Genomic DNA, 25,541 nt, shown 5'->3' with positions numbered 1-25,541 from the left:
ACCCGGCTTCTCGAAACCGGTCTAGCGTTCGCTCGACGGTGACACCAATTCGCTCGGCCCGCCGCCCGACTCCCCGGCCACCGCGGCCAGCTCTTCACCCACCGACTCGGCGTCCGCGGGGCGGGCGTCCTTCGTCAGCAGGGATGCCACCGCGCCGATCAGGCAGACCACGATCGCGAAGCCGAACGCCACCGCCAAGCCCGACTGGAACGGGCCCGAGATCAGGTTCGGGAAGAAGCTGCGGCCCGTCAGGAACGCCGCCTGGTCCGGCGGCAGCGCCGAAAGCTGACCGCCCAGGAGCTGCTGGATCGGGTTGTAGCCCAGGAACGCCGCGAACAGCACCGCCACCGCCGGGAGGTTGGCGATCTGCGAAGCCGCCGCCGCGGGGACGCCGTGTTCCGTCAGACCCTGGCTCATCGTCGAAGGCAGGCTCGAAGACAGACCCGCGATGATCAGGCTGAAGAAGAAGCCGATCGACAGGACCATCGCCGCGTTCTGGAACGTCGTCATCATGCCCGCGCCGGAGCCGCGTGAGTCCGCCGGCAGGCTGTTCATCACCTCGGCGCGGTTCGGCGAGGAGAACATGCCCATGCCGATGCCGTTGATCAGCAGGATCCCCGCAAACGCCCAGTAGTCGAAGTTCACCGGCAGGATGATCAGCAGCAGGAACGTGATCGCGGTGATGAGCAGGCCGCTCGAGGCGAGCAGGCGGCTGCCGATGCGGTCGGCGAGGATGCCCGACGTCGGCGCGGCCAGCAGGAAGCCGACCGTCATCGGCAGCATGTAGATGCCCGCCCACAGCGGTGTCTGCTCGAACGTGTAGCCGTGCTGCGGCAGCCAGATGCCCTGCAGCCAGATGATCAGGATGAACTGGAGCCCGCCGCGGCCGAGCGACGCCGTCAGGTTCGCGACGTTGCCCCAGGTGAACGACCTGATCCGGAACAGCGACAGCCGGAACAGCGGGTTGTCGACCTTCGACTCGATGATCACGAACGCGACCAGGACCGCGAACCCGCCGATCAGGCAGCTCAGCACGAACGGGCTGCCCCAGCCGGTCGGCGACGAGCCGTACGGCTGGATGCCGTAGGTGATCCCGATCAGCACCGCGATCAGGCCCACCGCGAAGGTGATGTTGCCCCACCAGTCCATCCGCGCGTGCTTGCGGATGCCGGTGTCGTGCAGCTTGAGGTACGCCCAGATCGTGCCGATGACGCCGAACGGCACCGAGACCAGGAAGATCAGGTTCCAGTCGATCGGGGCCAGCACCCCGCCGACGACCAGGCCGAGGAACGAGCCCGCGATCGCCGCGACGCCGTTCATGCCGAGCGCGAGGCCGCGCTGGTTGGCCGGGAAGGCGTCGGTCAGGATCGCCGAGGAGTTCGCCATCAGGAAGGCGCCGCCGACGCCCTGCACGATCCGCCAGCCGATCAGCCACAACGCGGCCGCGTCGCCGTCGAACCACGTGATGGCCAGCATGACCGAAGAAACGGTGAAGACGGCGAAGCCGAGGTTGTACATCCTCGCGCGGCCGTACATGTCGCCGAGCCTGCCGAAGCTCACCACCAGCACCGCGGTGACCACGAGGAAGCCCATGATCATCCACAGCAGGTAGCTGGTGTTGGCCGGTTCCAGGGGGTTGATGCCGATGCCCTTGAAGATGTCGGGCAGCGCGATCAGCACGATCGAGGAGTTGATCGTGGCGATCAGCATGCCCAGCGTCGTGTTGGACAGCGCGATCCACTTGTACCGCGGCCCCAGTTCCGCGATCGAATACGTCCGGCGTTCCGCCACTGTGCAACCCTTCCGTTCATGTCCCTTAGCTAGGCTAAGCAACTTGGTTGCGGATGGCAATCAATGGCGCGGAACACGTGGGAGAGCATGGTCACAGTGGCTTGACTGTCCTTTGAGGACTATTTACCAGGCTCGCCGGAACGCGACGCGGCTGTGGACAACCCCGTCGCGCGGGCCGGGAACTGCCGGTGCTTGCCGGTAACGTTGAAACCGGGGGTCCCCCGCGCCGCCCGCGGTCAGCGCAGCAGCTTTCCCAGCAGCGCGACACCCTCCGAAATCTCCGTCGCCGTCCGCGCGGCGTAGCCCAGGACCAGCCCCGGAGACCCCGGGAGCTGGCGGTGCCACGACAGCGGCTGCACCTTCACCCCGTCCGCCAGCGCGGCCGCCGCCAGGGCGACGTCGTCCACCTCGCCGCCGAACGTGATCGTCAGGTGCAGCCCCGCCGCCGCGCCGTGGACCACCGCCGACGGCAGTGACTCCGCCAGGGCACGGATCATCGCGTCGCGGCGGCGGCGGTGGCGGGCCCGCACCACCCGCAGCTGCCGCTCCAGCTCACCCGTCTCCATGAGCCGGGCCAGCACCAGCTGCGGCAGCACCCCGTTGCCGAGGTCCGCGAACCGCTTCGCGGCCACGAGGTCGTCCCGGAACCGCGGGGGCGCGAGCAGCCAGCCGATGCGCAACGCCGGGGCCAGCAGCTTCGAAACGCTGCCCAGGTAACACACTTCGGGCAGCATCGACCGGACCGCGGGCACCGGCGCGCGGTCGTAGCGGTGCTCGGCGTCGTAGTCGTCCTCGACGACGATGCCGCCGTCGGCCGCCCAGCGCATCAGGTCGCGGCGGCGCTCGCCGCCCAGCACCACGCCCATCGGGAACTGGTGGGCCGGCGTCAGCAGCACGGCCGGCGCCCTCAGTTCGGCGACGCGCAGGCCGTCGTCGTCCACTTCGACCGGTGGTGTCGCCAGGCCGCAGTGGTTCAGGTGCTGCCGGGCGCCGAGCGAACTCGGGTCCTCCACCGCCATTTCGGTGACACCGCGCCGCCTCAGCACGTCCCCGAGCAGCGTCAGCGCCTGCGCGACCCCGGCCACGACAATGATCTCGCCCGGGTCGGCCCTGATCCCGCGGCTGCGCGCCAGCCAGTGCGACACCGCCCGCCGCATCGCCGGCGCCCCGCGCGGATCGCCGTAACCGAACTGCGACGGCTCGAGCTCGTCCAGCACCGAGCGTTCCGCCCGCAGCCAGGCCGCCCGCGGGAACGCCGTCAGGTCCGGCACACCGGGGGTGAGGTCGATCCGGGCCGGGGCCGCGCGGATCGCGTCGAAGATGCCGGGACCGGGCGAGGGCGTGATCACCTTCGCCGGCGAAGCAACGGAGACCGGGTCGGGCGGCACCACCGGCGCGGCGACCACGACGGTGCCGGCCCGGCCGCGGCCAGCGGCGTGGCCGTCGTCGACCAGCCGCTGGTAGGCCTCGGTGACCACGCCCCGCGACACGCGCAGGTCGGCGGCGAGCACCCGGGACGCGGGCAGCCGCCCGCCGACCGGGAGCCTGCCGTCGGCGACCGCCGCGCGCAGCTGCCCGGCGAGCCAGTCCGCGAGCCCGCCCGGCGGCGCCTCGCGGACGTCCAGCTGGAGGAAGTCCGACCCTATGGACCCCTCGGGACGCAAGGTTTTGGCTCTGTCCATCGGGCCATTGTCGCATCACGCTGGGGCCATGGACACCGGTTACGTGCACGGATACGCCGAACCCGAAGCCCGCCGCCTCGGCGACCAGGCCGACACCCTGGCCGAGCTGCTGCACGCGGGGACGGCCTACCCGGCCGGCAGCCGCGTGCTGGAGGCCGGCTGCGGCGTCGGCGCCCAGACCGTCCACCTCGTGGCCCGCAGCCCCGGCGCGCACCTGACCGCCGTCGACGTCTCCGCCGCGTCCCTCGCCCAGGCGCGGAAGCGGGCCAGGACCGTCGAATTCCGGCAAGCCGACCTGTTCGACCTCGACGGCGAGTACGACCACGTCTTCGTCTGCTTCGTGCTGGAACACCTGCCGGAGCCGGAGAAAGCCCTGGCGCACCTGCGAACCCTGCTGCGGCCGGGCGGCACGATCACGGTGATCGAAGGCGACCACGGCTCGGCGTTCCACCACCCGCGCAGCGAGTACGCCCAGGCCGCCATCGACTGCCTCGTCCGCCTGCAGGCCGACGCCGGCGGCGACGCGCTCATCGGACGGCGCCTGTACCCGCTGCTCACCGGCGCCGGGTTCGACGGAGTGTCGGTCGAGCCCCGGACCGTCTACGCCGACGCGTCCCGGCCCGGCCTTGTCACCGGGTTCACCCGCGACACCTTCACCGCGATGGTCGAAGGCGTCGGCGAAACCGCCGTCGCCCGCGGGCTCGCCACCGCGGACGGCTGGGCGCGCGGAGTCGCCGACCTCCACCGCACAGGCGCCGGAGACGGGACCTTCCACTACACGTTCTTCAAGGCCACCGGGAGAAAGTCATGATCACCTGGCACCCGCGGCTCGCCGGCTGCACCGACATCGTCGACCGGGATCGCCAGCGGGTCGAAAGCGACATCGCCGCTCTTGAACGCCCCTACCCCACGACGCGGTCCAAGGCCGCCAAGTGGTTCCGGACCCGGGTCGCGCCGGGCACGCATTCCCCGGCGTAGCAGGCCAACGCGCGTTCCCAGTGCTCGCGCGCGGCGTCCGGGTCGCCGAGTCCACAGTGGACTTCGCCGAGCCCGCAGTAAGCGCGCCCCTGCTCGGGGAGGCAGCCCGTCTTCTTCGCCACCGCAAGGGCTTCGCGGTGGTACCTGAGCGCATCCGACGAAGCGCCGCGTGCGGCGCAAAGGGCACCCAGGCTGTTGAGCACGCGGGATTCCACGCCCCGGTCGCCGCATTCGCGGGCCAGGCTCAGCGCCTCTTCGAGGTGCCGGGCCGCTTCCGCGTGCCGGCCCTGGGCCAGCCGGACGTCGCCCAGGTGCTTCAGCGCGACACTGCGGTTCGTCGGGCTTCCCGTCTCCTGCGCGATTTCCAGCGCCCGCTCCAGGTGCGCCGCGGCTTCCGCGTGCCGGCCGCGCGCGTGCTCGACGTCGCCGAGGATGCCCAGCGCGTACCCTTCGCTCACCCGCACGCCCATCGCGCGCAGGTGCGCAAGCCCTTCCTCCAGGGCCCGGACCGCTTCGTCGTGGCGTCCCAGTGCCGACAACGCGTCGCCCATGTTGACCAGCGCGTAGCCCTCGCTGGTGCGGTCGGCGGTGTCCCGGGCCAGGGCGAGTGCCGCTTCGAAGTGACCGATCGCTTCGCCGTACCGGCCGATGCCGCGACACGAACAGCCGAGCACCACCAGGACCAGGCCTTCGCTGGTGCGGTCGCCCGTCCGCCGGGCCAGCTCGAGCGCCTCCGCCGAGTACCCGATCCCTTCGGCGAACCGGCCCAGGGCGCGGCAGACCAGGCCGAGGGTGTTGACCGCGTGGATCTCGGTCCGCCGGTCGCCGGTCTCGCGGGCGAGGACGAGCGCCTCCTCCAGGTAGCGCAGCGCTTCCCGCGACCGGCCGACGCGCCAGTGGCCGAGCGCGATGAGGATCAGCGGCTCGGCCTCGGCGGCCCGGTCGCCGGCGTAGTGGGCCAGCGCCGACGCGTGCGTGTGCAGCACCAGCGCTTCCTCGTGGTAGCCGCCGACGTCGAGGTAGTGCCACAGGATCCCGGACAGCAGCCGCAGGTGCTCCGGCCACCCGTGCCGCGTCGCGTGCGCGGCCACCGCGAGGAGGTTGCGGCGCTCGGCCTCCAGCCACGCCTGCGCGTCGATCACCTTGACGCCGGGTTCCGGCACCCGCGGGCGCAGGTGCCGTTCCTGCGGCAGGACGACGTCCATGGCCTGCGCCGCCGACCGGACGTAGAAGTCGAACAGCCGCTCCTGCGCCGCGTGGCTTTCCTCCGCGTCGGCGGCCGCCAGCTCGGCGGCGTAGACGCGCAGCAGGTCGTGCAGCTGGACGCGGTCGTCGCCGGTCCGCTGCGCGAGGTGGGCCCGCACCAGCGTGCCGGCCAGCCGTTCCGCCTCGGGCAGGGGCACGCCGGCGAGCGCGGCGAGCGCGGCCGGCGTCAGGTCGCGGCCCGGGTGCAGGCCGCAGAGCCGGAACACGCGCGCGGCGTCGGATGCCAGGTGGTGGTACGACCACGAGAACACGGCACGGACCGCGGTCAGCGGGTCGCCGCCGCCGTCGAGCAGGTCGAGCCGCCGCCGTTCGTCGGCCAGCTCCGCCGAGAGCTCGGCGAGGCGCTCCCCCGGCCGGCCGAGCGCCAGCTCCGCGACCAGCCGCAGGGCCAGTGGCAGCCGGGCGGCGTACCCGATCAGTGCCGAGGTGGCCTCGGGTTCGTCGTCGACGCGCCGGCCGAGCAGCGCGCGCAGCAGGTCGCGGGCTTCGGTCCCGGTGAGCAGGTCGACGAGCACGCGGCGGGCGCCGTGGCGGGCGACCAGGCCCGGCAGCGCGTCCCGGCTGGTCACCAGCACCAGGCACGACGCCGAGCCGGGCAGCAGCGGGCGGACCTGCCCGACCGAACCCGCGTTGTCGAGCACCAGCAGCATCCGGCGGCCGGTGAGCGCGGTGCGGAACTTCGCGGCGCGCTCGTCCGGCTCGGCGGGGATGTCGGCGCCGTCGACGCCGAGGGCGCGCAGGAACCCGGACAACGCGTCACCCGGCTCCACCGGCCGGACCGTGCCGTAGCCGTGCAGGTCGAGGTAGAGCTGCCCGTCCGGGAACGCGGCGGGCGAGCGCTGCGCCCAGTGCACGCCGAGCGCGGTCTTGCCGACCCCGCCGGTGCCGGACAGGACGGCGATCCGCGCGCCGGTGTCGTCTTCGGCGCGGTGCAGCAGAGCGTCCAGCTCGGCCAGCTGCGCCGCGCGGCCGCGGAACCCGGGGACGTCCGCGGGCAGCTGCGCCGGCACCCGGGACGGCGGCTCCGGGGCGGCGAAGTCCTGCCGCAGCACCTGCCGCTGGGCCGCGCGCAGCTCGGGTCCCGGTTCGATGCCCAGCTCGCCGGCCAGCCGGCGGCGCACGTCCTCGAACACGTCCAGTGCGGCGGCCTGGCGCCCGGACGCGGCGAGCGCCAGCATCAGCTTGGCGTGCGCGGCCTCGCCGAGCGGCTCCTCGGCGGTCAGCGCCCGCAGCCGCACCGCCGCGTCCTCGGGGTCCGCGGTGCCGGCGTAGGCCAGGACCGTCTTGGCGTGCCGCATCGCCAGCGCCAGCCGGACGGGATGCTGCCGGAGCCGTTCGACGTCGGCGAGCGCGGGCCCGCGCCACAGGTCCAGGGCCGCGCGATAGCCCGGCGGCTCCCGGCTCAGCAGCGCCTCGAACTCCAGGAGGTCCAGCTCGGCTTTGCCGGCGGAAAGCCGGTAGCCGCCCTTGTCGGTGGCGATGAGGTCGGCGGGCCGCAGCGCCCGCCGCAGCCGCGCGACGTAGGTGTGGAGCAGCTCCAGGCACGATGGCGGCGGTTCGTCCCAGATGACGTCGACGAGGTCTTCCCGCCGGACGGTCCGGTTCGGCTGCAGGGCCAGCAACGCCAGCAGCAGGCGCTGTTTCTCCGCGCCGATCTCGACCGGCTCGGCCCCGCGCGCCACGGTGAGCGGTCCCAGGACACCGATCCGCACCGGCTCCGGCGGGGCTTCGGCAAGCGCTTCCCGCAGCCGCCGCTCGGTCTCCGGGCGGGGCCGCCGGACGCTGCCGAGCTCGGCGTTGCGCACCGCGCGCAGGCTCAGTCCGGCGCGTTCGGCGAGCTGGGCCTGGGTGAGGCCGGCGAGCCCGCGCCGCTCTCGCAGCCAGCCGGCGAACGACAGGCCTTCCTCCACAGACGTCCTCTCCCGCGTACCCCCGCGGAACGTACCCCTCAAGCATCACGATCGTGCCGCCGGAGATGTACCACCGAACGGCGAAGATAACCGTTTCCGCAGGTGCGGACGGTGACGACGGCGGGTTGAGGCGGTACAGGCGCTCGTCCACCGCCGTTTCCTAGGCTTTCCCGCGTCCGGTGGTGGCGAGGGGTTCGAGGGAGCAGCCGTCGCTTGGGGTACGACGGCTGCGCCCGGACATTCACACGCCGAAGCGCTCCAGCAGCGCGCGTACCGCGGCCGGGTCCTCGACGTGGGCGTTGTGACCGAGACCGGCGAGCGTGACCGCGTCCGGATCGAGCGCCCGCAGCTGGTCCGGACGGCTCATCGGGTCGTTTTCGCCCGCCGCCAGCACGACCGGGCACCGCGCCGCGGCGAGCAGCGCGGGCATGTCCGGCGCGCCGACGCCGAACGCGGCCGGGTCCATCGCCAGGCGCCAGCCCTCCTCGGTCTCGCGCAGCCCGGCCGGGTCGGCGGGCGCGATCCCGAGCAGCCCGGACACCTTCAGGTAGGCCTGCTCGGCGTCTTCCCGCGTCTCGAACACCCGGGCCGGCCGGGCCGCGAACGACGCCGCGCGGCCCAGGTCGTCCTGGCTCCACTCGACCTTCACCCCGAGCGCCAGCACGCCTTCGACCTCGACGTCGTACCGGCCGGAGGCCAGTTCCAGCGCGACCACCCCACCGAGCGAGTGCCCGGCGGCGATCAGCGGCCCGCCCGGCGGCAGCGCCCGCGCGACCGCCGCGGCGAGCGTCGCGAAGCTGTAGTGCGGCAGCGGCGAGGACAAGCCGTGGCCGGGGAGGTCGGGCACCAGGACGCGCCGGTCGAGCGCCACGGAGAAGTGGGCCCAGACGGCGCCGGTCGCACCCAGGCCGTGCAGGAGGAGGACGGCCGGTTCGCCCTGGCCGCCGGTGCGCATGTTGAGCGTGTCCATCGCAGCAGCCTCCCCTACGACGGCCGCGCGCGGCTAGGGCGAAGACCGTCGACGATGACCGTCACGACCGTGGGCGCGCGCTTGTCCCACTCCGGCCCGGGAATCCGCGACAACGCGCCCAGAAGCAGGATGACGTCGGCGGCGTCGACCTCTTCGCGCACTTCGCCGGCGGCCTTTCCCCGGTCGAGCAGCAGCTCCAGCGCTTCGTCGAGCCGGTGGTGCTGGCCGGCGTAGAGGTCCTGCCACGCCGACGCCTCGATCGCCGCCATGACACCGCGTTTGACGCGCGCGTACTCGACCAGCCGGTCGAGCCACCCGGTGAGCGCCCGGAGCGGGGGATGCTCCGCCAGCAGCGGCGCCACGGCGTCGACCAGCTCGGTCAGCTCGTGGCGGTACACCTCCGCGAGCAGGTGCTCGCGGGTCGGGAAGTGGCGGTAGAGCGTGCCCTGTCCCACCCCGGCCGCCTTGGCGACCAGATGCAGCTTCAGGTCGTCCACCGCGCCGTTGGACCTGCTCAGTTCGGCCCGCGCGGCCTCCACGATGCGGTCGCGGTTGGCGACCGCGTCCGACCGGCGCTCACGGCTCACGAAGACGCCCCTTTTTCATAAGCGGACAACTGTCCGGTACAGTGCGATTAAACGGACAGTTGTCAACTTAGTCGAGGAGAGCCTCATGAGCAGCATGGACAAGGTCGTCGCCATCACCGGAGCCAGCAGCGGGATCGGCGCGGCCACCGCGCGGGAGCTGGCGGCCCGTGGCGCGGCCGTCGTGCTCGGCGCGCGCCGCACCGACCGGCTCGACGCGCTCGTCGCGGACATCCGGTCCGCGGGCGGCCGCGCGGACCTGGTGGAAACCGACGTCACCCGGCGCGCCGACCTCGAGCGGCTGGTCGCGCTGGCCGTGGACCGGTACGGCCGCCTCGACGTGCTGGTGGCCAACGCCGGCGTCGCCCGGATCGCGCCCGTCGCCGCCCTCGACGTCGACGACTGGGACGCGATGATCGACGTCAACCTGCGCGGGGTCCTCCACGGCATCGCCGCCGCGCTGCCGGTGTTCCGCGAGCGGGGCCACGGGCACTTCGTGACCACCGTGTCGACGTCGGGCCTCAAGATCGTCCCCGGCCAAGCCGTCTACGCCGGGACCAAGAACGCCGTCCGCACGCTGCTGGAGGCGCTGCGCCAGGAGTCCACCGACGGCGTGCTCCGCACGACGTCCATCTCCCCGGGGTACGTCCGCACCGAGCTCGTCGACTACGTCAGCGACCCCGAGCAGCGCGAGCAGGCCCAGCAGGCCATGGCCGACCTCGGCATCAGCCCCGACGCCGTGGCGCGCGCCATCGCGTTCGCGATCGAGCAGCCCGACGACGTCGAAATCGGCGACCTCACCATCCGGCCCACCCGGCAGGGCTGAGCGGCTAGGGTCGGTTCGTGGGGATCACCGATCCGGACACCTACATGCGGGGCGTCCCGTACGAGGAGCTGGCGCGGCTGCGGCGCGAGTCGCCGGTGGTGCGCGTCGACGATTTCTGGGCGGTGCTGCGCCACGCCGACGTGCGGCGGGTGCTGCGCGACCCCGCGCTGTTCTCCTCGCAGCTCGGCGGGACGCAGATCCGCGACGCCGCCGACCTCGCGTACGTGCGCCGGATGATGCTCAACATGGACCCGCCGGAGCACGGCAGGCTGCGCGGGCTGCTCACCAAGGCGTTCACCCCGCGCGCGGTCGCGAAGCTGACTTCGCAGATCGAGAGCCGGGCGCGGAGCCTCGTCGCCGAGGTCGCCGATCGAGGCGAGTGCGACTTCGCGCAGGTGGCCGCCGATCTGCCGCTGCGCACGCTGGCCGCGGTGTTCGGCGTGCCGGAACAAGACCGGCGGCTGATGTACGACTGGAGCAACCGCGTGATCGGCTACCAGGACGCCGAGTACGCGGTCAGCGCGACCGTCTCCCCCGCCGAGGTGACCGGCCTGGCGCGGGCCGCCCTCGCCGTCCGGCCGTCCCCCGGCCCGGACGGCGCGATGCCGGATCCGCGGACCCGCGCGGGGATGCCGGACCTCTACGCGTACGCGAACGCACTCGGCGAGTACAAGCGTTCGCATCCCGGCGACGACGTGATGAGCGCGTTGATGCGGAACGTCGGCGACGACGGCGCCCGCGTCTCACTCGCCGAGTTCGAGAACCTGTTCTGGCTGTTTTCCGTGGCGGGCAACGAAACCCTCCGCAACGGCCTGCCCGGCGGGCTGCTCGCGCTGCTGTCGCACCCCGAGCAGTACCGGCGGCTCAGGGAAGACCGGTCCCTGCTGCCGTCGGCGGTCGAAGAGATGCTGCGCTGGTGGACGCCGGTCATGCACTTCCGGCGCACCGCCGTCGCCGGCGTCCGGCTGTCCGATGTGGACATCCGGGCCGGCGACAAGGTGGTGGTCTGGTTTACCGGGGCCAACCGGGATCCGGAGGTGTTCGAGGACCCGGACGTCTTCGACATCGCCCGCACGCCGAACGATCACCTGACCTTCGGCCACGGCCCGCACTTCTGCCTCGGCGCGCAGCTGGCGCGGGTCCAGCTGCGGGCGATGTTCGCCGCGGTGCTCGACCTGCCCGGCTTCATGGAACTCGCCGGGGAACCGGTGCGGCTGCGGTCGAACTTCCAGAACGGCCTCAAGTCGCTGCCGATCCGGTGGGCCCGCTGATGGAGATCCGCGAGCTGCGGGCGTTCGTCGCGGTCGTCGAAGCCGGGGCGATGTCCAAGGCGGCGCGGCGGCTGCACGTGAGCCAGCCGGCGCTGTCCCAGACGATCACCGCGCTGGAACGCCGCCTCGGCGTCCGGCTGCTGGTGCGCACGAGTACGGGCGTCCAGGTCACGGACGCCGGGACGACGTTGCTGGGCGAAGCGCGCGCGGTACTGGCGCGCCACGACCAGGCGCTCGCCGCGATGGCCCGGCACACGGAGACCGGCGGCGGCGTGCTGCGCGTCGGCGTCCCGCTGGAGCTGCCGCCCGAGCTGCTGCCGTCGGCGCTCGCCCGGCTGGGGGAAACGCGGGTGCAGGCGCGGCACCTGTCGTCGGTGGCGCAGGTCGCCGCGCTGCGGGCGGGCGAGCTGGACGTCGGGCTGGTCCGCGAACGCCCGGCCGGGCCCGACCTGGACGCGGTGCTCGTCGTGGAGGAGAACGTGGGCGTCCTGCTGGCGGCGGATCTCGCGGAGAAGCTCGGCTCGCCGGTCCGGCTGGAGGAGCTGGCCGGGCTGGACTGGTTCGCCTTCCCCCGCGCGGGGAGCCCGGCGTGGTACGACGAGCTGGCGGCGATCCTGCGCAGCCACGGCCTCGACGTCGGTCCCGACGTCCCGGAGGAGCAGCGGCTGATCGTCGAGCTGAAGATCCCGGCGGTCAGCGCGGGCACGGCCTACGCGTTCGCGCCACCCGAGTGGCCGTACCCGCTGCCGGACTCGGTGCGGTGGCGGCCGCTGGCCGGGAATCCGCTCGTGCGGCGGACCTGGGCCGTGTGGCCGGCGAACTCGCACCGCCGCGACCTCGCGGAGTTCGTCGCGGCACTGGAAGACCATCGGCGGGACGAATCGCGGGCATAAGCAGTGCCGAACGCGATCCCGGAAGTCTCTTGTGGCGGCCTCGCTTGAACCCTTCGACCGGGAGACACCCGGGTCGCGAAGGAGTTGAACGATGAGTGCAGAACTGTCCGGGTCGACGGCATTGGTGACCGGCGGGACGAGCGGGATCGGCCGCGCGACGGCGATCGCGCTGGCCGGGCTCGGGGCGCACGTCGTGCTGTCCGGGCGGGACGCCGGACGCGGCGCCGAGGTCGTCGAAAACATCCGCGTGGCGGGCGGGAAGGCCGACTTCGTCGCGGCCGGCCTGACGGACGCGTCGTCGGCGCGGGAGCTGGCGGCGCGGGCCCGTGAGCTGGGCGGGCCCATCGACGTGCTGGTGAACAACGCCGGGATCTTCCCCACCGGCCCCACTGCGGACCTCTCCGAAACGGACTTCGACCGCGTGTACGCGATCAACGTGAAGGTACCGTTCTTCCTCGTCGCCGAGCTGGCGCCGGAGATGGCCGCCCGCGGGCACGGCGCGATCGTCAACGTGTCCACGATGGTCGCGGCGAGGGGCATGCCGGGCATGGCGCTCTACGGCTCGTCGAAGGCGGCGATCGAGCTGATGACGAAGGCGTGGGCGGCGGAGTTCGGGCCGTCCGGCGTGCGGGTCAACGCGGTCAGCCCGGGCCCGACGCGCACCGAAGGCACGGCCGCCTTCGGCGACGGCCTGGACGCGCTGGCCGCGAACGGCCCGGCCGGCCGGGTGGCCGCACCGGAGGAGATCGCCGCGGCGATCGCGTTCCTCGTGGCGGGCGGTTCGAGCTTCGTCCAGGGCGCGATCCTCCCGGTGGACGGCGGCCGGCTGGCGGTCTGAGCCCGACCGGGACCGCGTCACCGCAGGACGGTGACGTTGTCCCGGGCTCGCCTGCTGGAACTGCCGATCGCCTCGGTGGACGCGTAACACGGCGCGATTGATCACCGACTCCTGCGAGTACACCCGACGGGAAGGTGGCACCACGTGGGCCTCATCCGGAAGTCCCTGATGATCAGCACGGGCGGGCTCGTCCGCGGCAGCAGCAAGAAGCAGCGCGTCGCCAAGAAGTCCCTGCGTGAGCTCCAGGCACAAACCAGGCTTCAGCAGCAAGCGCTCGCACAGCAGGCGGTTTCCCCTGCCGCGCAGCCGCCCGCGCCCGCCGGGCCGCCGGCAGGCTGGTACCCGTCGCCGACGCAGCAGGGCGCGACACAGTGGTGGGACGGCGTCCGATGGACTGAGCACTTCAGACCGGCGTCCTAGCCCCGTCCGAGGCGCCGGAGCGTCCTAGGGTGGCGTCATGGCAGTCCACCTTCTCGTGACCACAACCACCCCGGACCGCGACTCCGGCGCGAAGCTCGCCGGCTCAGCGGTGGCCGCTCGCCTGGCGGCCACAGCACAGGTGACCGGCCCGGTCGCGTCGTTCTTCTGGCACCTCGGCGAGCAGGGCGAGGGCGAGGAGTGGAACGTGACGTTCAAGACCACGGACGCCCGCTACGCCGAACTGGAAGCGCACATCGTCGAGCAGCACCCGTGGAGCAAGCCGGAGGTGACCGCCGTCGAGCTCGTGCGCGGCTCCGCCGACTACCTGCAGTGGGTCGAGGCGTCGACGAACTCGGACGCTTAGGCGCCCAGCCGGGCCAGCAGGTCGCCGACCATCGGCGTTGACCGGTACCCCGCCAGCTGGCGGGCTACCGCCTGAATCCGGGCCGCCGGGCGTACCGAGCTGACTCCAGCGGCCAGGTCCGCGGCACGCGCGAGGGTCGCGGCGGCCTGCTCGACCTCGCACGAGTCGGCGGCCAGCGCGGTCCCGCTCTGCGCGGTCGCGGTCTGCTGGTACGCGGCGTAGGCCAGCGCGTTCCCGGCGAGGTCGAGCGCACCGGCCTCCTCGGCGGCTTTCCGGCTGTCGCTGTAGAGCCGCTGGGCGAGTGCGTTCTGGCCATGGTCGAATGCTGCCCAACCGGCCTGCTGCTGTTGCTCGGCAAGCAGTGCCCGCAGCTGCTGGCCGAGCTCGATCGTGTGGCTGGATTCGCGGAGCAGCCGCTGCGTGAAATCGACCTCGGCCGAGTACACCGGGAAGGTCTCGGCGCCGCCCAAGACGTTGTCGAGACGACGGAGCCGGGCTGTTCGGCGGCGCAACTCGTCGATGTCGGATTGCCCGATCCGGCGCGCAGTCGGTTGTTCCGTGCGAGCCGGCGGAATTGCCAGAGCGGCCATTGCTCCGATGAATTCACGCCGCTGCACTGTCTCTCCCGTCTTCGCCTTCCGCTGTTCCGCACGAGTCGCCATGACCGCACGACGAATTCCCTGCACGTCGATCTCGAAAGTCGCGGCCATGTGCTTCTGCCAGAACGGCGTCGGCAATCGCCGCTCACACTCCCATCGCGATACTTCGTTGCGGGTGACGGGCTGCCCCGAGATCTCGGAAAGTACCTCGGCCTGATCGGCTTGGGAACGACCGGTGGCCGCGCGCTGGTTCCGGAGCAGTGCGCCGATTCCTTGCTGCTCCACTCGGTACTCCCTCGGTTCGCACCCGACAAGTGCTCATCATCGCTCTGGCCCCCAGTTCTGGCCACCCTCTGCGAATGGCCCCCGTACCGGGCTCCTCCTACCAGGCATTATCGCTCATAGCCTCAATAGCGTGACAGCGTGCAATGGCGAGAAGGCTCCCGTAGACGGAGACGACAAGTGCGACCGGGTTCCTCTTCAGGACCGAGCCGACGGTCGAGACACCCTCTCCGGGTCGTCACGCCCTGACGAGCAGCCGTTCCGGCCAGTGTCCCAGCTGCGGCCGGACGAGCTGGCGGAGGCGGCTGCCGAAGTGCGGCGGCGATGGCCGCGGATCAACCGGTACGCGCCGTGACCGCGCTCGACGACCGGCCGCGGGCCACCGCGCCGGGTGACTGGTGGGAGTGGCACGGGTTCGTCGACGGCCTCGCGCACCTCTACCAGCACACCCAGCTCGCCCTTGACTGGCCACCGCTGGTGTACCCGGCCTGTGAGCAACACCGGTCAGTCCCTTTCGGCCACGACCGGCCGAGCGTCACTCCGCATCCGGTGCGGACGCACCCGGACCGCGTGTGCCCCGGTTGCCTCAGCCAGACCGGCCCCACCGCCCCGGAGGTGCCACGTGCCCGCCGATGACACCGCAGGAGTAGCCGAAGCCCTACCACGTCCGTGACGTGCCCGAGCTCGCGCAGAAGCTCGCGGTCGGCTTCTGGATCGCCTTCCGGCACGAGCACCACGGCGACGTGCGATCTGGACACCTGAACAACGGCACTACGCGAGGCGCGCGAGCAGAGCGACGTGGTTGAGCGGGTCGTCACGATCCCCCGCGAGGACCTGGCGGTCGTGTTCAACGCCGAGAAGGCGGCGGAGTCGGGGCCGGTGCGCGGCCACGGTCGGCTTGCCGGGCGCACCGGCCCCGGACTCAACCGGCAGGCGACAGAGCTGCGTTTCCTGATCTTCCAGCTGCCGCACTAGCGCTCCGGCCAGCGCATTGGCCGACTCCAACTGCCCATGCACTGACTCAGAGGACGGCCGATGCCGCAGCCGCGTAACCCAGCCGGACCAGGACCGACGAGGCCGGGACCAGGCAAGGACAGGCCCAACTCGCCCACGCGCGACAACCCGGGCCCGCAACCCCGTCCCGTCCAGCCGCCGCCTCCGAGGCGTTAGGAGAAGCCGATGCCCAAAAGGGCGAGATCTCGTCGGCGTGACCGACGTAGCTGCCTCGCCGGAGGCCAGGAAGGGAACGTGGCCTTCGGCTCAGCGGGAAGCTATCCCCCACGCCAGCCGACCGGCCCGGCCCGACCGGGCGGTAGCTACCGGTCAACCCGATTCTGGTGGCGGCAGCACCCGCCAGGAGGATCGCAGGACCCACCGAAGCATGAGGACGGGAGCTAGTATCGGGCCATGCGGTCGACCCGGGAAATGCGCAAGCTGGCGGCGGTACTCCTCGCGGGAACTGCCGAAGCACGCTTCTACGGCGACGATCTGCGCCGCGCAACGCACGTACACAGGAGAAGGCTGTACCCGCTGTTGACGCTGCTGCTCGAACGCGGCTGGCTCACCGACGGGTGGGACGGGCCGGCACCTGCCGAGCCCAAGCGCTACTTCGTGTTGACCGATGTCGGTCGGCGCGAACTGGCCAGGCCGTAGTCGTCCCAGACGGCGGTAAAGGCCCATTTCCGCGTGACGCGGGAATTCCAACGCTACGGCATTGGCGCGGAGCCGTCGTCGTCTCGTGGCCGGCCACCGGCGATCACCACGTCGGGTGCGCCGGCGGCGATCTTCGCCTCCATCCGGGCGAAGTCCCAGGCGTCGGCAAGGTCGAGCCCGACGGGCTGGATCACGAACCGCAGCTGATCCTTCCAGTCGAACCGCCGGAAGAGCGGGGCTCTCGCACAGGTAGTTCGCGTCCGCCACGAACCGGCGGTAACGACGGTGGATCGGGCAGGTGTTGTCACCGCAGGAAGATGACGCCCTCCCGCGGCCGCTCGTCCACCGTCAGCGAGAACACGTCCGGACGGGCGTAGTGCCCCGAGACGTCGAGGCTCTTGCGCGCGGCCACGATCTCGTCGAGGTCGATTTCCGCGGTCAGCAAGCCCGCCGCGTCCCGCAACGGACCCGCCAGCACCTCCCCGAGCGGGCCGACGATCACGCTGCCGCCCTGGAACGGGTCGTCGCCCGAAGACTCGTACGGGCACGCCGAAATCACGAAACAGCGACCTTCGTCGGCGATGTGGCGCATCGACGCCTGCCAGACGTCACGGTCGTCCGCCGTCGGGGCGCACCAGATCTCCACGCCCTTCGCGTACATCGCCGCGCGCAGCAGCGGCATGTGGTTCTCCCAGCAGATCGCCGCGCCCGCCAGGCCCGCGGCCGTCGGCACCACCGGCAGCGTCGAGCCGTCGCCGCGGCCCCAGAACACGCGTTCCCGCGCGGTGGGTACCAGCTTGCGGTGCTTGCCCACCAGACCTCGCTCCGGGTCGAGGAACACCGCGGTGCTGTACAGCGTCGAACCGTCGCGCTCGATGACGCCCACCACCAGCGTCGCGCCGGTCCGGGACGCGAGCGCGGCCAGCGCCGTCGTTTCCGAGCCCGGCACCGTGACCGCCGCGTGGAAGTACTCGACGAACGGCTCCCGGCCCGGATAACCGCCGAGCACCGCCTCCGGCAGGACCACCAAGGAGGCCCCTCGGATCTCGTCCTCGAAGGCCAGCACCTGCGCGAGCGGGACGCCGGTCGCGATCTGGAGCGCGGCGACGACCGTCATCCGCGGACCGGCCACGGCACCACCGCCGACGTCCGCCGCTGGTAGTCGGCGTACTCGGGGTACCGAGACTTCGTGATGCTCTCGGTGAAGCGCGTCGAGCCGACGAACAACAGCGTCAGCAGGACCGCACCGATGACTGTCCACTGAAGACCGCCGGCGACGACGCCGAACGCGGCGACCGCCCACCACTGCGCCTGCTCGAAGAAGAAGTTCGGGTGCCGCGAGTAACGGAACAGCCCCGTCTGCAGGAACCGGGTCGGCGCGCGGCCCGCGTGCTTCTCCCGGTGGAACGCCCACTGCTGCTGGTCGGCGACCGTCTCCCCCACCAGGAACGCGGAGAACACCACCGCGACGACGACGTCCCCCAAGCCGAACGAGCCCTGGTGCTCCAACGCCGTGTACGCGGGCAGCGTGATCAGCAGGAGGATCGCGTTCTGGTAGAGCGAAATGAAGAAGAAGTTGAACAGCTGGAACTGCCACGGCGCCAGCCGCTCGCGCAGCACCGCCCACCGGTAGTCCTCGCCGCCGGGCGCGTAGCCACCCTTGCGGGCGAAGTTGAACGTCAGCCGCGCGCCCCACAGCGTGACCAGCGCGAACATGACGTCGAGCCGGAGGTCGGCGAACCCGGCGGCGCCGGCGAAGATCCCCACGTAGGCCACCGGCACGATCGACCAGATCCGGTCGACCCAGGAGTACTCCCTGGTCAGCACCGAGACCAGCCAGGTGCCGAGCGTGACCCCGGCGAAGACGTACAGGCAGACCCGCAGCGCGTCCATGACCACACCTTAGGACCTAGGATCGGCGCCGTGCCGTATTCGTTCCTCAGCCACCTCGACTGCTCCCGGACCGGCGAGCGTTTCGACGCCGACGCCGTCCGAGGGCTCTCCCCGGCCGGCGCGCCGCTGCTGGCGCGGTACGACCTCGACGGCGTCCGCGAAGCCGTGACACCGAAGGAGATCGCCGGGCGGGAACCGACGCTGTGGCGCTACCACGAGGTGCTGCCGGTGCGTTCGCCCGAGAACGTCGTGAGCCTCGGCGAAGGCATGACGCCGTTGCTGCGGCTGCCGCGCTACGGCCGTGAGCTGGGGCTGTCCCGGCTGTGGATGAAGGACGAAGGCCTGGTGCCGACCGGCACGTTCAAGGCGCGCGGGGCCGCGGTCGGCGTCTCGCGGGCGGCCGAGCTGGGTGTGCGCGGGATCGCGATGCCGACGAACGGCAACGCGGGTGCGGCGTGGGCGTTGTACGCGGCCCGCGCGGGGCTGACAAGCCTGGTCGCGATGCCGGCCGACGCGCCGGCGATCACCATGCGCGAGTGCGTCGCCGCCGGCGCGGAGCTGTACCGGGTGGACGGTCTCATCGGCGACGCGGGCAAGCTCGTCGCCGCGGCGGTGAAGCGGCGTGAAGGCGTCCAGGACGTCTCGACGCTGAAGGAGCCGTACCGCATCGAGGGCAAGAAGACGATGGGGTACGAGATCGCCGAACAGTTCGGCTGGCGGCTGCCCGACGTCATCCTCTATCCCACCGGCGGCGGCGTCGGCATCATCGGGATTTACAAGGCCTTACTGGAAATGCGGGAGCTGGGCTGGGTTTCCGGGCCGCTGCCGCGGCTGGTGGCGGTGCAGGCCACCGGGTGCGCGCCGATCATCACGGCGTTCTCGCGCGGTGAGCGGGAAAGCACGCCGTTCCCGGACGCCCGGACGGTCGCCTTCGGCATCACCGTGCCCAAGGCGTTGGGCGACTTCCTGGTGCTCGACGCGGTGTACGCGACCGGCGGCGCCGCGGTCGCCGTCACCGACGGGGAACTCCTTGCCGCGCAACGGGAACTCGCCGAGCGCGAAGGCGCCTTCGTCTGCCCGGAGGGCGGGGCGTGCTTCGCCGCCCTTCGCCACCTTCGCGAGTCCGGATGGCTGGAAGGCGACGAAGACGTCGTCGTGCTCAACACCGGCGCCGGGATCAAGTACCCGGAGACGGTTTCGCTCGACGTGCCTTTGCTGCCGAAGGACGGCGAGATTCCCTAGAGGACAGAGCGGACCGTTTCGGGGTCGCGGGCGACGACCGTCGTGCCGTCGTCGGCCGTGATGATCGGCCGCTGGATCAGCTTCGGGTACTCGGCCAGGGCGTCGATCCAGCGGGAGCGGTCTTCGGGCGTGCGCCCCCACGTCTTCAGGCCGAGGTCCTTCGCGATCGGCTCGGCCGTGCGCGTGATGTCCCACGGCTCGAGGCCGAGGCGCTTCAGGACGTTTTCGAGCTCCGCCGCGGTCGGCGGGTCCTCGAGGTAGCGGCGCACGGTGTAGTCCGCGCCCGCCTCCTCCAGCATCGACACCGCGGACCGGCACTTCGCGCACGCCGGGTTGATCCAGATCTCCACGGCGGCAGCTTACCGCGATGGTTTTGGAGCACGCGTTCTGTTACTGTCGCGGCATGCCTCGCCCTCGCGTCCACGACCTCGACGCGCTGCTCGACGTCGCCGAGCGGCTCGTCGCTTCCTCGGCGGATGTGACTGTGCGTGGCCTGGCGGCGGCCGCGGGCGTGCCGAACGGGACGATCTATCACGCGTTCGGTTCGCTGAGCGCAGTGCTGGCCAGGGCGTGGCTGCGCGCGGCGACGGCGTTCCTCGACCTGCAGACCTCACTGGTGGACCAGGCCTCCTCGCCGGTGGAGGCCGTCGTCGCGGCGGCGGACACGCCCGCGGTGTTCGCCTCCCTGCGTCCCGACGGGGCACGGATGCTGCTCGCGGTGAAGGGAGACCGGCTCTTCGGGCCCGAACTGCCCGACGAGCTCGCGGAGGCCCTGCACGCGGTCGACAAGCGGCTCGTCGCACTGCTCGTCCGGCTCGCCCGGCAGCTGTGGGACCGCGGGGACGGCCTGGCCGTCGAGGTGATCACGACGTGCGTCGTCGACCTGCCGACCGCGTTCTTCCGGCGTGACATCACCGATCCACTGGTGCGGGAAAGGCTGGCCGCCGCCGTGCGGGCCGTGCTGACCGTGCCCCCTCGAGAAAAGGACCGACCGTGACCGTTTCCGTGCTTGACCTGGGCGACGACGAAAACCGGTTCTCACCGGACTGGCTGCAGCGCGTTCATTCCTTTTTGGACGGTGTCGAGGGCGCGCTGGTGACCACCGGTGGCGGCAAGTTCTACTCGAACGGCCTCGACCTCGAATGGCTGACGGCCCACAGTGACCAGGCGTCTCCGTACGTCGCTGACGTGCAGGAGCTGTTCGCGCGGGTGCTGACGCTGCCGGTCCCGACGGTCGCGGCGATCAACGGCCACGCGTTCGGCGCGGGCGCGATGCTGGCGATGGCACACGACTTCCGCGTGATGCGGTCCGACCGCGGCTACTTCTGCTTCCCGGAAGCGGACATCAACATCCCGTTCACGCCGGGGATGGCGGCGCTGATCCAGGGCAAGCTGACGCCGTCCGCGGCGATCGCGTCGATGACGACGGGACGGCGCTTCGGCGGGCCGGAAGCGGCAGAGATCGGGCTGGTGGACGAGATCGCGGCCGAGGGCGACGTGGTGAAGGTGGCGAGCGAGCGGGTCCGGGCCCTGGCGGGCAAGGACCGCGGCACGCTGGGCGCGATCAAGGCGACGATGTTCGCCCCGGCCGTGGCGGCACTGCGCGCGAAGTAGACCTCCGGCCCCCGGTATCCAGCTTACCGGCGCCCACCGACATTCTGCCCGGCCTGACGTCCGTGAATGGCACATCGCGAGACTCAGAGTCCCTCAATGTGCCATTCACGGACCTGCGCACCCCCCGCTTGAGGTTCGTGATGGCCACCTTGAGGAACTTGAAGTTCCTCAAGGTGGCCATCACGAACTTGCGCACTCGGTGAGGCGGCGGCGCAGGTGGGCGCGTTCGGGTTCGGTGCCCGCGAGAGCCAGGGCCTCCTGGTAGGCCACGGCCGCTTCGGAAGTACGGCCGAGGCGGGACAGCAGGTCGCCCCGCGCCGCCGGGAACGGGCTGTACCCCCGCAACCGCGGCTCGTCCGCCAGTGAGTCCAGCAGGGCCAGACCCGCCGCCGGGCCGTCGCGCATCGCCACCGCGACCGCCCGGTTCAGCTCCACCACCGGTGACGGCGCCAGCCCGCGCAGCACGTCGTAGAGCGCCACCACCTGCGGCCAGTCCGTGCTCGCCACGTCCGGTGCCTCGTCGTGCAGGGCCGCGATCGCCGCCTGGACGCCGTACCACCCGGGCGGGCCGCCGGACAACGCGGCCACCACCAGCGCCGCCCCCTCCTCGATCATCGCGCGGTCCCAGCGGCCGCGGTCCTGGTCGTCGAGCAGGACCAGGTCGCCGTCCGGGCCGGTGCGGGCGTCGCGGCGGGCGTGGATCAGCAGCATCAGCGCCAGCAGGCCCGCCACCTCCCGCTCCCCCGGCAGCAGCCGCCGCAGGATCCTGGCCAGCCGGATCGCCTCCTCGGCCAGGTCGAGCCGCTGCAGGTCCGGCCCCGAACTGGCCGCGTACCCCTCGGTGAAGATCGAGTAGACGACCTGGAGCACGCCCGGCAGCCGGCCGGGCAGCTCGTCGGCCTCCGGCACCCGGAACGGGATCCGCAGCGTGCGGATCCGGCTCTTCGCCCGCACGATCCGCTTCCCCATCGTCGCGCTGGGCACCAGGAACGCCCGCGCCACCTCCGGCGTGGTCAGCCCGGCGAGGCAGCGCAACGTCAGTGCCGCACGGTCCTCCGCGGACAGCGCCGGGTGGGCGCAGGTGAAGAACAACTGGAGCCGCTCGTCCGGCAGCTCGCCGTCCGGGGACGGTGGGGCGGGCGCCGCGCGCTCGGCCTCGACCTGCAGCACCGCGAGCCGGGCCGCGTAGGCCTGGTCGCGGCGCAACCGGTCGACGGCCTTGCGCCGCGCCGTCGTCATCAGCCAGGCGCCCGGCTTCGGCGGCACGCCCTCCGCGGGCCAGCGCACCAGCGCGGCTTCGATCGCCTCCGACGTCACCTCCTCGGCCAGGTCGAGGTCGCCGAACCGCCGGACGAGCGCGGCGAGCAACAGCCCGCGCTCCTCCCGGAACACCTCCTCCAGTGTCAGCCGGGGCTCCGCCCCGGGCCGGGGGCTCTGCCACCCGGAACCCCCGAAATCCCCGGTCGACGCGGCCACCCGCCCCACCGCGCGGTCAGCCTTCGAAGTCGGCGAGCGGCCGCACGACGATCGAACCGCCGTCTCGGGCGCCCGGGCAGCGCGCCGCCCAGTCGAGCGCGACGTCGAAGTCCGGCACGTCCAGGACGAAGTAGCCGCCGAGCACTTCGCGGGACTCGGCGAACGGCCCGTCGGTGACGATCCGCTCGCCGTCCTCGGTCACGCGGACCGCGGCGGCCGTGGTGAAGTCGGCGAGCGCGTTCCCGCCGACGTGGACGCCGGCCTCCTTGAGCGCCTTGTCGAACAGCATCCAGTCCTCGGGCGTGCTGCAGCCCGTGGGCGCGCCGTCGGCGTCGAGCGCGGCGTTGATCAGCATCAGGTACTTCATCGGATCCTCCGGTGGCTCGGTTGCCGTACGCCACGACTACGAACGGCGGCCGGTCCCTTGGACACCCTCGCCGAAGATTTTCGCATGTAAAGAAAGTTTGACACGATGTCTGGTTTGTTTTACCTTGATGAGGTGCCCCAAGAAGAGAAGCGCGCCTGGATCCTCGGGGTCGCCGCGATAGTGAGCTACGCGGCGTACCTGGTGGTGATCCTCGGCCGGGCCGGCGAGCGACCGCTGGCCGAAGTCCCTTACGTCGCAACGCTGCTTTGGACGGTCGGCGCGTCGATCGTCGCGTCGATCGTGCTGAGCATCCTCGCCGCGGTGATTTCGAAGGACGGCGGAAAGGACCAGCGCGACCGCGAGATCGGCCGGTTCGGCGAGTACGTCGGCCACTCGTTCGTCGTCATCGGCGCCGTCGCCGCGCTGCTGCTGGCGATGGCACGGGCCCCCCATTTCTGGATCGCCAACGCCGTGTACCTGGCGTTCACGCTGTCGGCGATCCTCGGGTCGATCGCCCGGATCTTCGCCTACCGGCGGGGTTTCCAGCCGTGGTGAAACCGACCCGCGTCACCAACTCGCTCCGCACCCTCCGGTTCACGCACGGCCGGCTGACCCAGGCCGAGCTCGCCGACCGGATCGGCGTCACCCGCCAGACCGTCATCGCCATCGAGCAGGGCCGCTACTCGCCTTCGCTGGAGATGGCGTTCCAGATCGCGCACGTGTTCGGGGTTCCGCTCGAAGACGTGTTCCAGTACCCGGAGGAGTCCTCGTGAAAGCCCTCGTCCAAGACCGCTACGGAAATCCTGACGTCCTCGCGCTGCGGGACATCGCGAGACCGGCGCCCGGAGCCGGCGAGGTCGTCGTGCGGGTGCACGCGGCCGGCGTCGACCCGGGCGTCTGGCACCTGACCACCGGCCGGCCGTACCTGGTGCGCCTGCTAGGGTTCGGCCTGCGCGTGCCGAAGAACCCGGTGCGGGGCCTCGACTTCGCGGGCACGGTCGAGGAGATCGGCGACGGCGTCACCACGGTCCGGCCGGGTGACGAGGTGTTCGGCGAGTGTGCCGGCGCGTTCGCCGAGTACGCCGTCGCGAAGGCGGACCGGGTCGCGCCGAAACCGGCCCGGCTCTCGTTCGGGCAAGCGGCGGCTGTCGCGATCTCCGGCTGCACCGCCCTGCAGGGCCTGCGCGACGCCGGGCGCGTCCAGCCGGGCCAGTCCGTCCTCGTGATCGGCGCGGCGGGCGGCGTCGGGTCGTTCGCGGTGCAACTGGCCAAGACCTTCGGCGCCGAAGTCACGGCGGTGTGCAGCACGGCCAAGACGGACCTGGTCCGCACGCTCGGGGCGGACCACGTCGTCGACTACACCCGCGAGGACTTCACCGGGCGGCGGTACGACCTCATCCTGGACACTGCGGGCATGCGTCGCCTGGCCCACCTCCGGCGGGCGCTGGAGCCGGGCGGCACGCTGGTGATCGTCGGTGGCGAGACCGGCGGCCGGTGGCTGGGCGGCGTCCAGCGGGCGGCCGGGGCGGCGCTGCTGAGCCCGTTCGTGCGGCACCGGCTGCGGGGGCTCGTCTCCGCCGTCCGCGGCGCGGACCTCGAGGTGCTGCGCGAGACGATCGAGGCCGGCGGGCTCACGCCGGTGCTCGACCGGACCTACCCGCTGGCCGACGCCGCGGCCGCGATCGACTACCTCCACAAAGGACACTCGGCGGGCAAGGTCGTGCTCACGCCCTGAAGCCGCGGTCCTTCAGCCGCTTGATCCGGTCGATGTGGGCCGGGTGGCTGGCCAGCAGCCGCGCCCGCAGCCGCCGCTCGTCGCCGCGGTGCAGCGTGATCCATTCCTTGAGCAGCGCGATCAGCTCCGGGCCGTACCCCAGCCGCGCGGCCATCAGGTCGGCCCGGTACTCGCCGAGCCGTTTCGACCAGGCGAGCACCGGGCCGAGCAGCGGAGCCAGGAGCAGCCACGGGTCGAGGAAGGCGAGGGCGGTGAGGATGCCCAGCGTCAGCAGCACGGTGACGAGCACGGCCACCGGCCGCCCGAAGGGCGCGAACGCACGGCCGACGTACGGTACGACCAGCGCGAGCAGCCGGACGAGGCGGGCGAGGATCCGGGCCGGCAGCTCCAGCCACCAGACGAACAGCGAAATCCGGGTGTGGCCGGCGAGGTGGTGGCCGAGTTCGTGCGCGAGGATCGCCGCCAGGCCCGGCGGCGGGAGGTCGAGCGCGGTCCGCGTCACCGCGACCGTCCGGCCGCCCGCCGCGAAGGCGTTGAGCTCGCGCGACCGGTCGACCCACAGGCGGTAGCGGCCGCCGTCCACGCCCGCCGCCGCGCACACGGCCTGCCAGCTCGGGGTGAGCCGCGCCAGCTCCCGCGCCGTCGGCGACCGCAGGCCGAACACCAGCGGCAGCAGGAAGTACTCGAAGGCGGGTACGAAGGTGATCCCGCCGGCCGGCACCCAGCCGGCCGGCACCACCCAGAAGTACGCGGGCCAGACGAGCTTCCCGAGCAGGGCGAGCACCAGCAGGCCACTGGCGACGAGGGGCACGGCGAGCACAACGGCCAGCACCGCGGAGAGATCGGGCGACGACCGCCCGCGCTCGACCTCGCTCAAGTCCGCTCCC

At 72.1% G+C, this 25,541-nt stretch carries 29 protein-coding genes; 16 read left to right on the top strand and 13 right to left on the bottom strand.

Annotated features, from left to right (window positions below; translation table 11 throughout):
* Positions 1-21 precede the first annotated feature (21 nt).
* Both A3CE_RS0133795 and pdxR read right to left on the bottom strand, forming a co-directional pair.
* Positions 22-1,791, bottom strand: a complete 1,770-nt coding sequence (locus A3CE_RS0133795) for an MFS transporter (RefSeq protein ID WP_020644530.1) — start codon at positions 1,789-1,791, stop codon at positions 22-24.
* A gap of 236 nt (positions 1,792-2,027) precedes the next feature.
* Complete coding sequence (pdxR, locus tag A3CE_RS0133790) at positions 2,028-3,473, bottom strand: MocR-like pyridoxine biosynthesis transcription factor PdxR (RefSeq protein ID WP_026469127.1); 1,446 nt, start codon at positions 3,471-3,473, stop codon at positions 2,028-2,030.
* Positions 3,474-3,501: 28 nt separating this feature from the next.
* On the opposite strand from pdxR, the gene A3CE_RS0133785 reads away from it, so the two are divergent.
* Complete coding sequence (locus A3CE_RS0133785) at positions 3,502-4,284, top strand: methyltransferase (protein WP_020644528.1); 783 nt, start codon at positions 3,502-3,504, stop codon at positions 4,282-4,284.
* A gap of 91 nt (positions 4,285-4,375) precedes the next feature.
* On the opposite strand, the gene A3CE_RS0133780 is transcribed toward A3CE_RS0133785, so the two are convergent.
* From A3CE_RS0133780 to A3CE_RS0133770, 3 genes are all read right to left on the bottom strand, one after another.
* Positions 4,376-7,627: a tetratricopeptide repeat protein gene (locus A3CE_RS0133780; RefSeq protein ID WP_020644527.1), complete on the bottom strand. Its 3,252-nt coding sequence runs from the start codon at positions 7,625-7,627 to the stop codon at positions 4,376-4,378.
* A gap of 241 nt (positions 7,628-7,868) precedes the next feature.
* Complete coding sequence (locus A3CE_RS0133775) at positions 7,869-8,597, bottom strand: alpha/beta fold hydrolase (RefSeq protein ID WP_020644526.1); 729 nt, start codon at positions 8,595-8,597, stop codon at positions 7,869-7,871.
* Between the two features lie 14 nt (positions 8,598-8,611).
* Entirely contained in the window at positions 8,612-9,184 is a 573-nt protein-coding gene (locus tag A3CE_RS0133770; protein WP_020644525.1) for a TetR/AcrR family transcriptional regulator, read from the bottom strand.
* 85 nt (positions 9,185-9,269) lie between these two features.
* Between A3CE_RS0133770 and A3CE_RS0133765 the strand changes: the two genes are divergently transcribed.
* The 6 genes from A3CE_RS0133765 (at position 9,270) to cutA (ending at position 13,793) form a co-directional block, all read left to right on the top strand.
* On the top strand, positions 9,270-10,007 hold the full coding sequence (locus A3CE_RS0133765; RefSeq protein ID WP_020644524.1) for an SDR family oxidoreductase: 738 nt from the start codon (positions 9,270-9,272) through the stop codon (positions 10,005-10,007).
* Positions 10,008-10,024: 17 nt separating this feature from the next.
* Positions 10,025-11,278 (top strand): cytochrome P450, encoded by a 1,254-nt coding sequence (locus A3CE_RS0133760; protein WP_020644523.1) that lies wholly within the window; start codon positions 10,025-10,027, stop codon positions 11,276-11,278.
* Positions 11,278-12,171, top strand: a complete 894-nt coding sequence (locus tag A3CE_RS0133755; protein ID WP_043792811.1) for a LysR family transcriptional regulator — start codon at positions 11,278-11,280, stop codon at positions 12,169-12,171. Before A3CE_RS0133760 ends, A3CE_RS0133755 begins: the two co-directional genes overlap by 1 nt.
* Before the next feature lie 91 nt (positions 12,172-12,262).
* Positions 12,263-13,009 carry an SDR family NAD(P)-dependent oxidoreductase gene (locus A3CE_RS0133750; protein WP_084641874.1) on the top strand — a complete coding sequence of 249 codons (747 nt, stop codon included), beginning with the start codon at positions 12,263-12,265 and terminating at the stop codon, positions 13,007-13,009.
* Between the two features lie 144 nt (positions 13,010-13,153).
* Complete coding sequence (locus A3CE_RS0133745) at positions 13,154-13,429, top strand: DUF2510 domain-containing protein (protein WP_020644520.1); 276 nt, start codon at positions 13,154-13,156, stop codon at positions 13,427-13,429.
* 37 nt (positions 13,430-13,466) lie between these two features.
* Positions 13,467-13,793: a divalent-cation tolerance protein CutA gene (gene cutA, locus A3CE_RS0133740; protein ID WP_020644519.1), complete on the top strand. Its 327-nt coding sequence runs from the start codon at positions 13,467-13,469 to the stop codon at positions 13,791-13,793.
* Here the strand turns inward: cutA and A3CE_RS56835 are convergent.
* Positions 13,790-14,677, bottom strand: a complete 888-nt coding sequence (locus A3CE_RS56835) for an NsdA family TPR-like regulatory protein (RefSeq protein ID WP_157376795.1) — start codon at positions 14,675-14,677, stop codon at positions 13,790-13,792. The two genes, cutA and A3CE_RS56835, sit on opposite strands and share 4 nt — an antisense overlap.
* Positions 14,678-14,998: 321 nt before the next feature.
* Here A3CE_RS56835 and A3CE_RS0133725 point away from each other — a divergent pair, with 321 nt between their 5' ends.
* The 3 genes from A3CE_RS0133725 to A3CE_RS52030 all read left to right on the top strand — a co-directional run bounded on the left by A3CE_RS0133725 (position 14,999) and on the right by A3CE_RS52030 (position 16,327).
* Entirely contained in the window at positions 14,999-15,310 is a 312-nt protein-coding gene (locus A3CE_RS0133725; RefSeq protein WP_245589630.1) for a hypothetical protein, read from the top strand.
* A gap of 162 nt (positions 15,311-15,472) precedes the next feature.
* Positions 15,473-15,649 carry a hypothetical protein gene (locus A3CE_RS56830; RefSeq protein WP_020644516.1) on the top strand — a complete coding sequence of 59 codons (177 nt, stop codon included), beginning with the start codon at positions 15,473-15,475 and terminating at the stop codon, positions 15,647-15,649.
* Between the two features lie 432 nt (positions 15,650-16,081).
* Positions 16,082-16,327 (top strand): helix-turn-helix transcriptional regulator, encoded by a 246-nt coding sequence (locus tag A3CE_RS52030; protein WP_020644515.1) that lies wholly within the window; start codon positions 16,082-16,084, stop codon positions 16,325-16,327.
* Positions 16,328-16,380: 53 nt separating this feature from the next.
* On the opposite strand, the gene A3CE_RS56825 is transcribed toward A3CE_RS52030, so the two are convergent.
* The 3 genes from A3CE_RS56825 to A3CE_RS0133700 form a co-directional block, all read right to left on the bottom strand.
* Positions 16,381-16,521, bottom strand: a complete 141-nt coding sequence (locus A3CE_RS56825) for a hypothetical protein (protein WP_020644514.1) — start codon at positions 16,519-16,521, stop codon at positions 16,381-16,383.
* Positions 16,522-16,631: 110 nt separating this feature from the next.
* Positions 16,632-17,459 (bottom strand): carbon-nitrogen hydrolase family protein, encoded by an 828-nt coding sequence (locus A3CE_RS0133705; RefSeq protein ID WP_020644513.1) that lies wholly within the window; start codon positions 17,457-17,459, stop codon positions 16,632-16,634.
* Positions 17,441-18,220 carry a DUF1295 domain-containing protein gene (locus A3CE_RS0133700; RefSeq protein ID WP_020644512.1) on the bottom strand — a complete coding sequence of 260 codons (780 nt, stop codon included), beginning with the start codon at positions 18,218-18,220 and terminating at the stop codon, positions 17,441-17,443. The genes A3CE_RS0133705 and A3CE_RS0133700 overlap by 19 nt, the downstream gene beginning before the upstream one ends.
* Positions 18,221-18,250: 30 nt before the next feature.
* On the opposite strand from A3CE_RS0133700, the gene A3CE_RS0133695 reads away from it, so the two are divergent.
* On the top strand, positions 18,251-19,462 hold the full coding sequence (locus A3CE_RS0133695) for a threonine synthase (protein ID WP_020644511.1): 1,212 nt from the start codon (positions 18,251-18,253) through the stop codon (positions 19,460-19,462).
* Here the strand turns inward: A3CE_RS0133695 and A3CE_RS0133690 are convergent.
* Positions 19,459-19,812 carry an arsenate reductase family protein gene (locus tag A3CE_RS0133690; RefSeq protein WP_020644510.1) on the bottom strand — a complete coding sequence of 118 codons (354 nt, stop codon included), beginning with the start codon at positions 19,810-19,812 and terminating at the stop codon, positions 19,459-19,461. The genes A3CE_RS0133695 and A3CE_RS0133690 overlap by 4 nt on opposite strands.
* Positions 19,813-19,865: 53 nt before the next feature.
* On the opposite strand from A3CE_RS0133690, the gene A3CE_RS0133685 reads away from it, so the two are divergent.
* Complete coding sequence (locus A3CE_RS0133685; protein WP_020644509.1) at positions 19,866-20,459, top strand: TetR/AcrR family transcriptional regulator; 594 nt, start codon at positions 19,866-19,868, stop codon at positions 20,457-20,459.
* Positions 20,456-21,076 carry an enoyl-CoA hydratase/isomerase family protein gene (locus A3CE_RS0133680; RefSeq protein ID WP_020644508.1) on the top strand — a complete coding sequence of 207 codons (621 nt, stop codon included), beginning with the start codon at positions 20,456-20,458 and terminating at the stop codon, positions 21,074-21,076. Before A3CE_RS0133685 ends, A3CE_RS0133680 begins: the two co-directional genes overlap by 4 nt.
* Before the next feature lie 180 nt (positions 21,077-21,256).
* Here the strand turns inward: A3CE_RS0133680 and A3CE_RS0133675 are convergent, their stop codons facing one another.
* Positions 21,257-22,468, bottom strand: coding sequence for an RNA polymerase sigma factor (locus A3CE_RS0133675; protein ID WP_020644507.1), 1,212 nt, complete (start codon positions 22,466-22,468; stop codon positions 21,257-21,259).
* Between the two features lie 100 nt (positions 22,469-22,568).
* Positions 22,569-22,919 (bottom strand): YciI family protein, encoded by a 351-nt coding sequence (locus A3CE_RS0133670; RefSeq protein ID WP_020644506.1) that lies wholly within the window; start codon positions 22,917-22,919, stop codon positions 22,569-22,571.
* A 105-nt stretch (positions 22,920-23,024) separates the two neighbouring features.
* Here A3CE_RS0133670 and A3CE_RS0133665 point away from each other — a divergent pair, with 105 nt between their 5' ends.
* Genes A3CE_RS0133665 through A3CE_RS0133655 form a run of 3 tightly spaced genes read left to right on the top strand, consistent with a single transcriptional unit; the run spans position 23,025 to position 24,654 of the window.
* On the top strand, positions 23,025-23,474 hold the full coding sequence (locus A3CE_RS0133665; RefSeq protein ID WP_043791225.1) for a hypothetical protein: 450 nt from the start codon (positions 23,025-23,027) through the stop codon (positions 23,472-23,474).
* Positions 23,468-23,692: a helix-turn-helix transcriptional regulator gene (locus A3CE_RS0133660; protein WP_020644504.1), complete on the top strand. Its 225-nt coding sequence runs from the start codon at positions 23,468-23,470 to the stop codon at positions 23,690-23,692. The genes A3CE_RS0133665 and A3CE_RS0133660 overlap by 7 nt, the downstream gene beginning before the upstream one ends.
* Positions 23,689-24,654: an NAD(P)-dependent alcohol dehydrogenase gene (locus A3CE_RS0133655; protein ID WP_020644503.1), complete on the top strand. Its 966-nt coding sequence runs from the start codon at positions 23,689-23,691 to the stop codon at positions 24,652-24,654. Before A3CE_RS0133660 ends, A3CE_RS0133655 begins: the two co-directional genes overlap by 4 nt.
* Here A3CE_RS0133655 and A3CE_RS0133650 read toward each other — a convergent pair.
* Positions 24,644-25,531, bottom strand: a complete 888-nt coding sequence (locus A3CE_RS0133650) for a M48 family metalloprotease (protein ID WP_020644502.1) — start codon at positions 25,529-25,531, stop codon at positions 24,644-24,646. The genes A3CE_RS0133655 and A3CE_RS0133650 overlap by 11 nt on opposite strands.
* Positions 25,532-25,541: the final 10 nt, after the last annotated feature.

This window comes from Amycolatopsis balhimycina FH 1894, assembly GCF_000384295.1.
GTDB lineage: Bacteria > Actinomycetota > Actinomycetes > Mycobacteriales > Pseudonocardiaceae > Amycolatopsis > Amycolatopsis balhimycina.
This window is presented reverse-complemented; position numbering and strand designations above follow the sequence as displayed.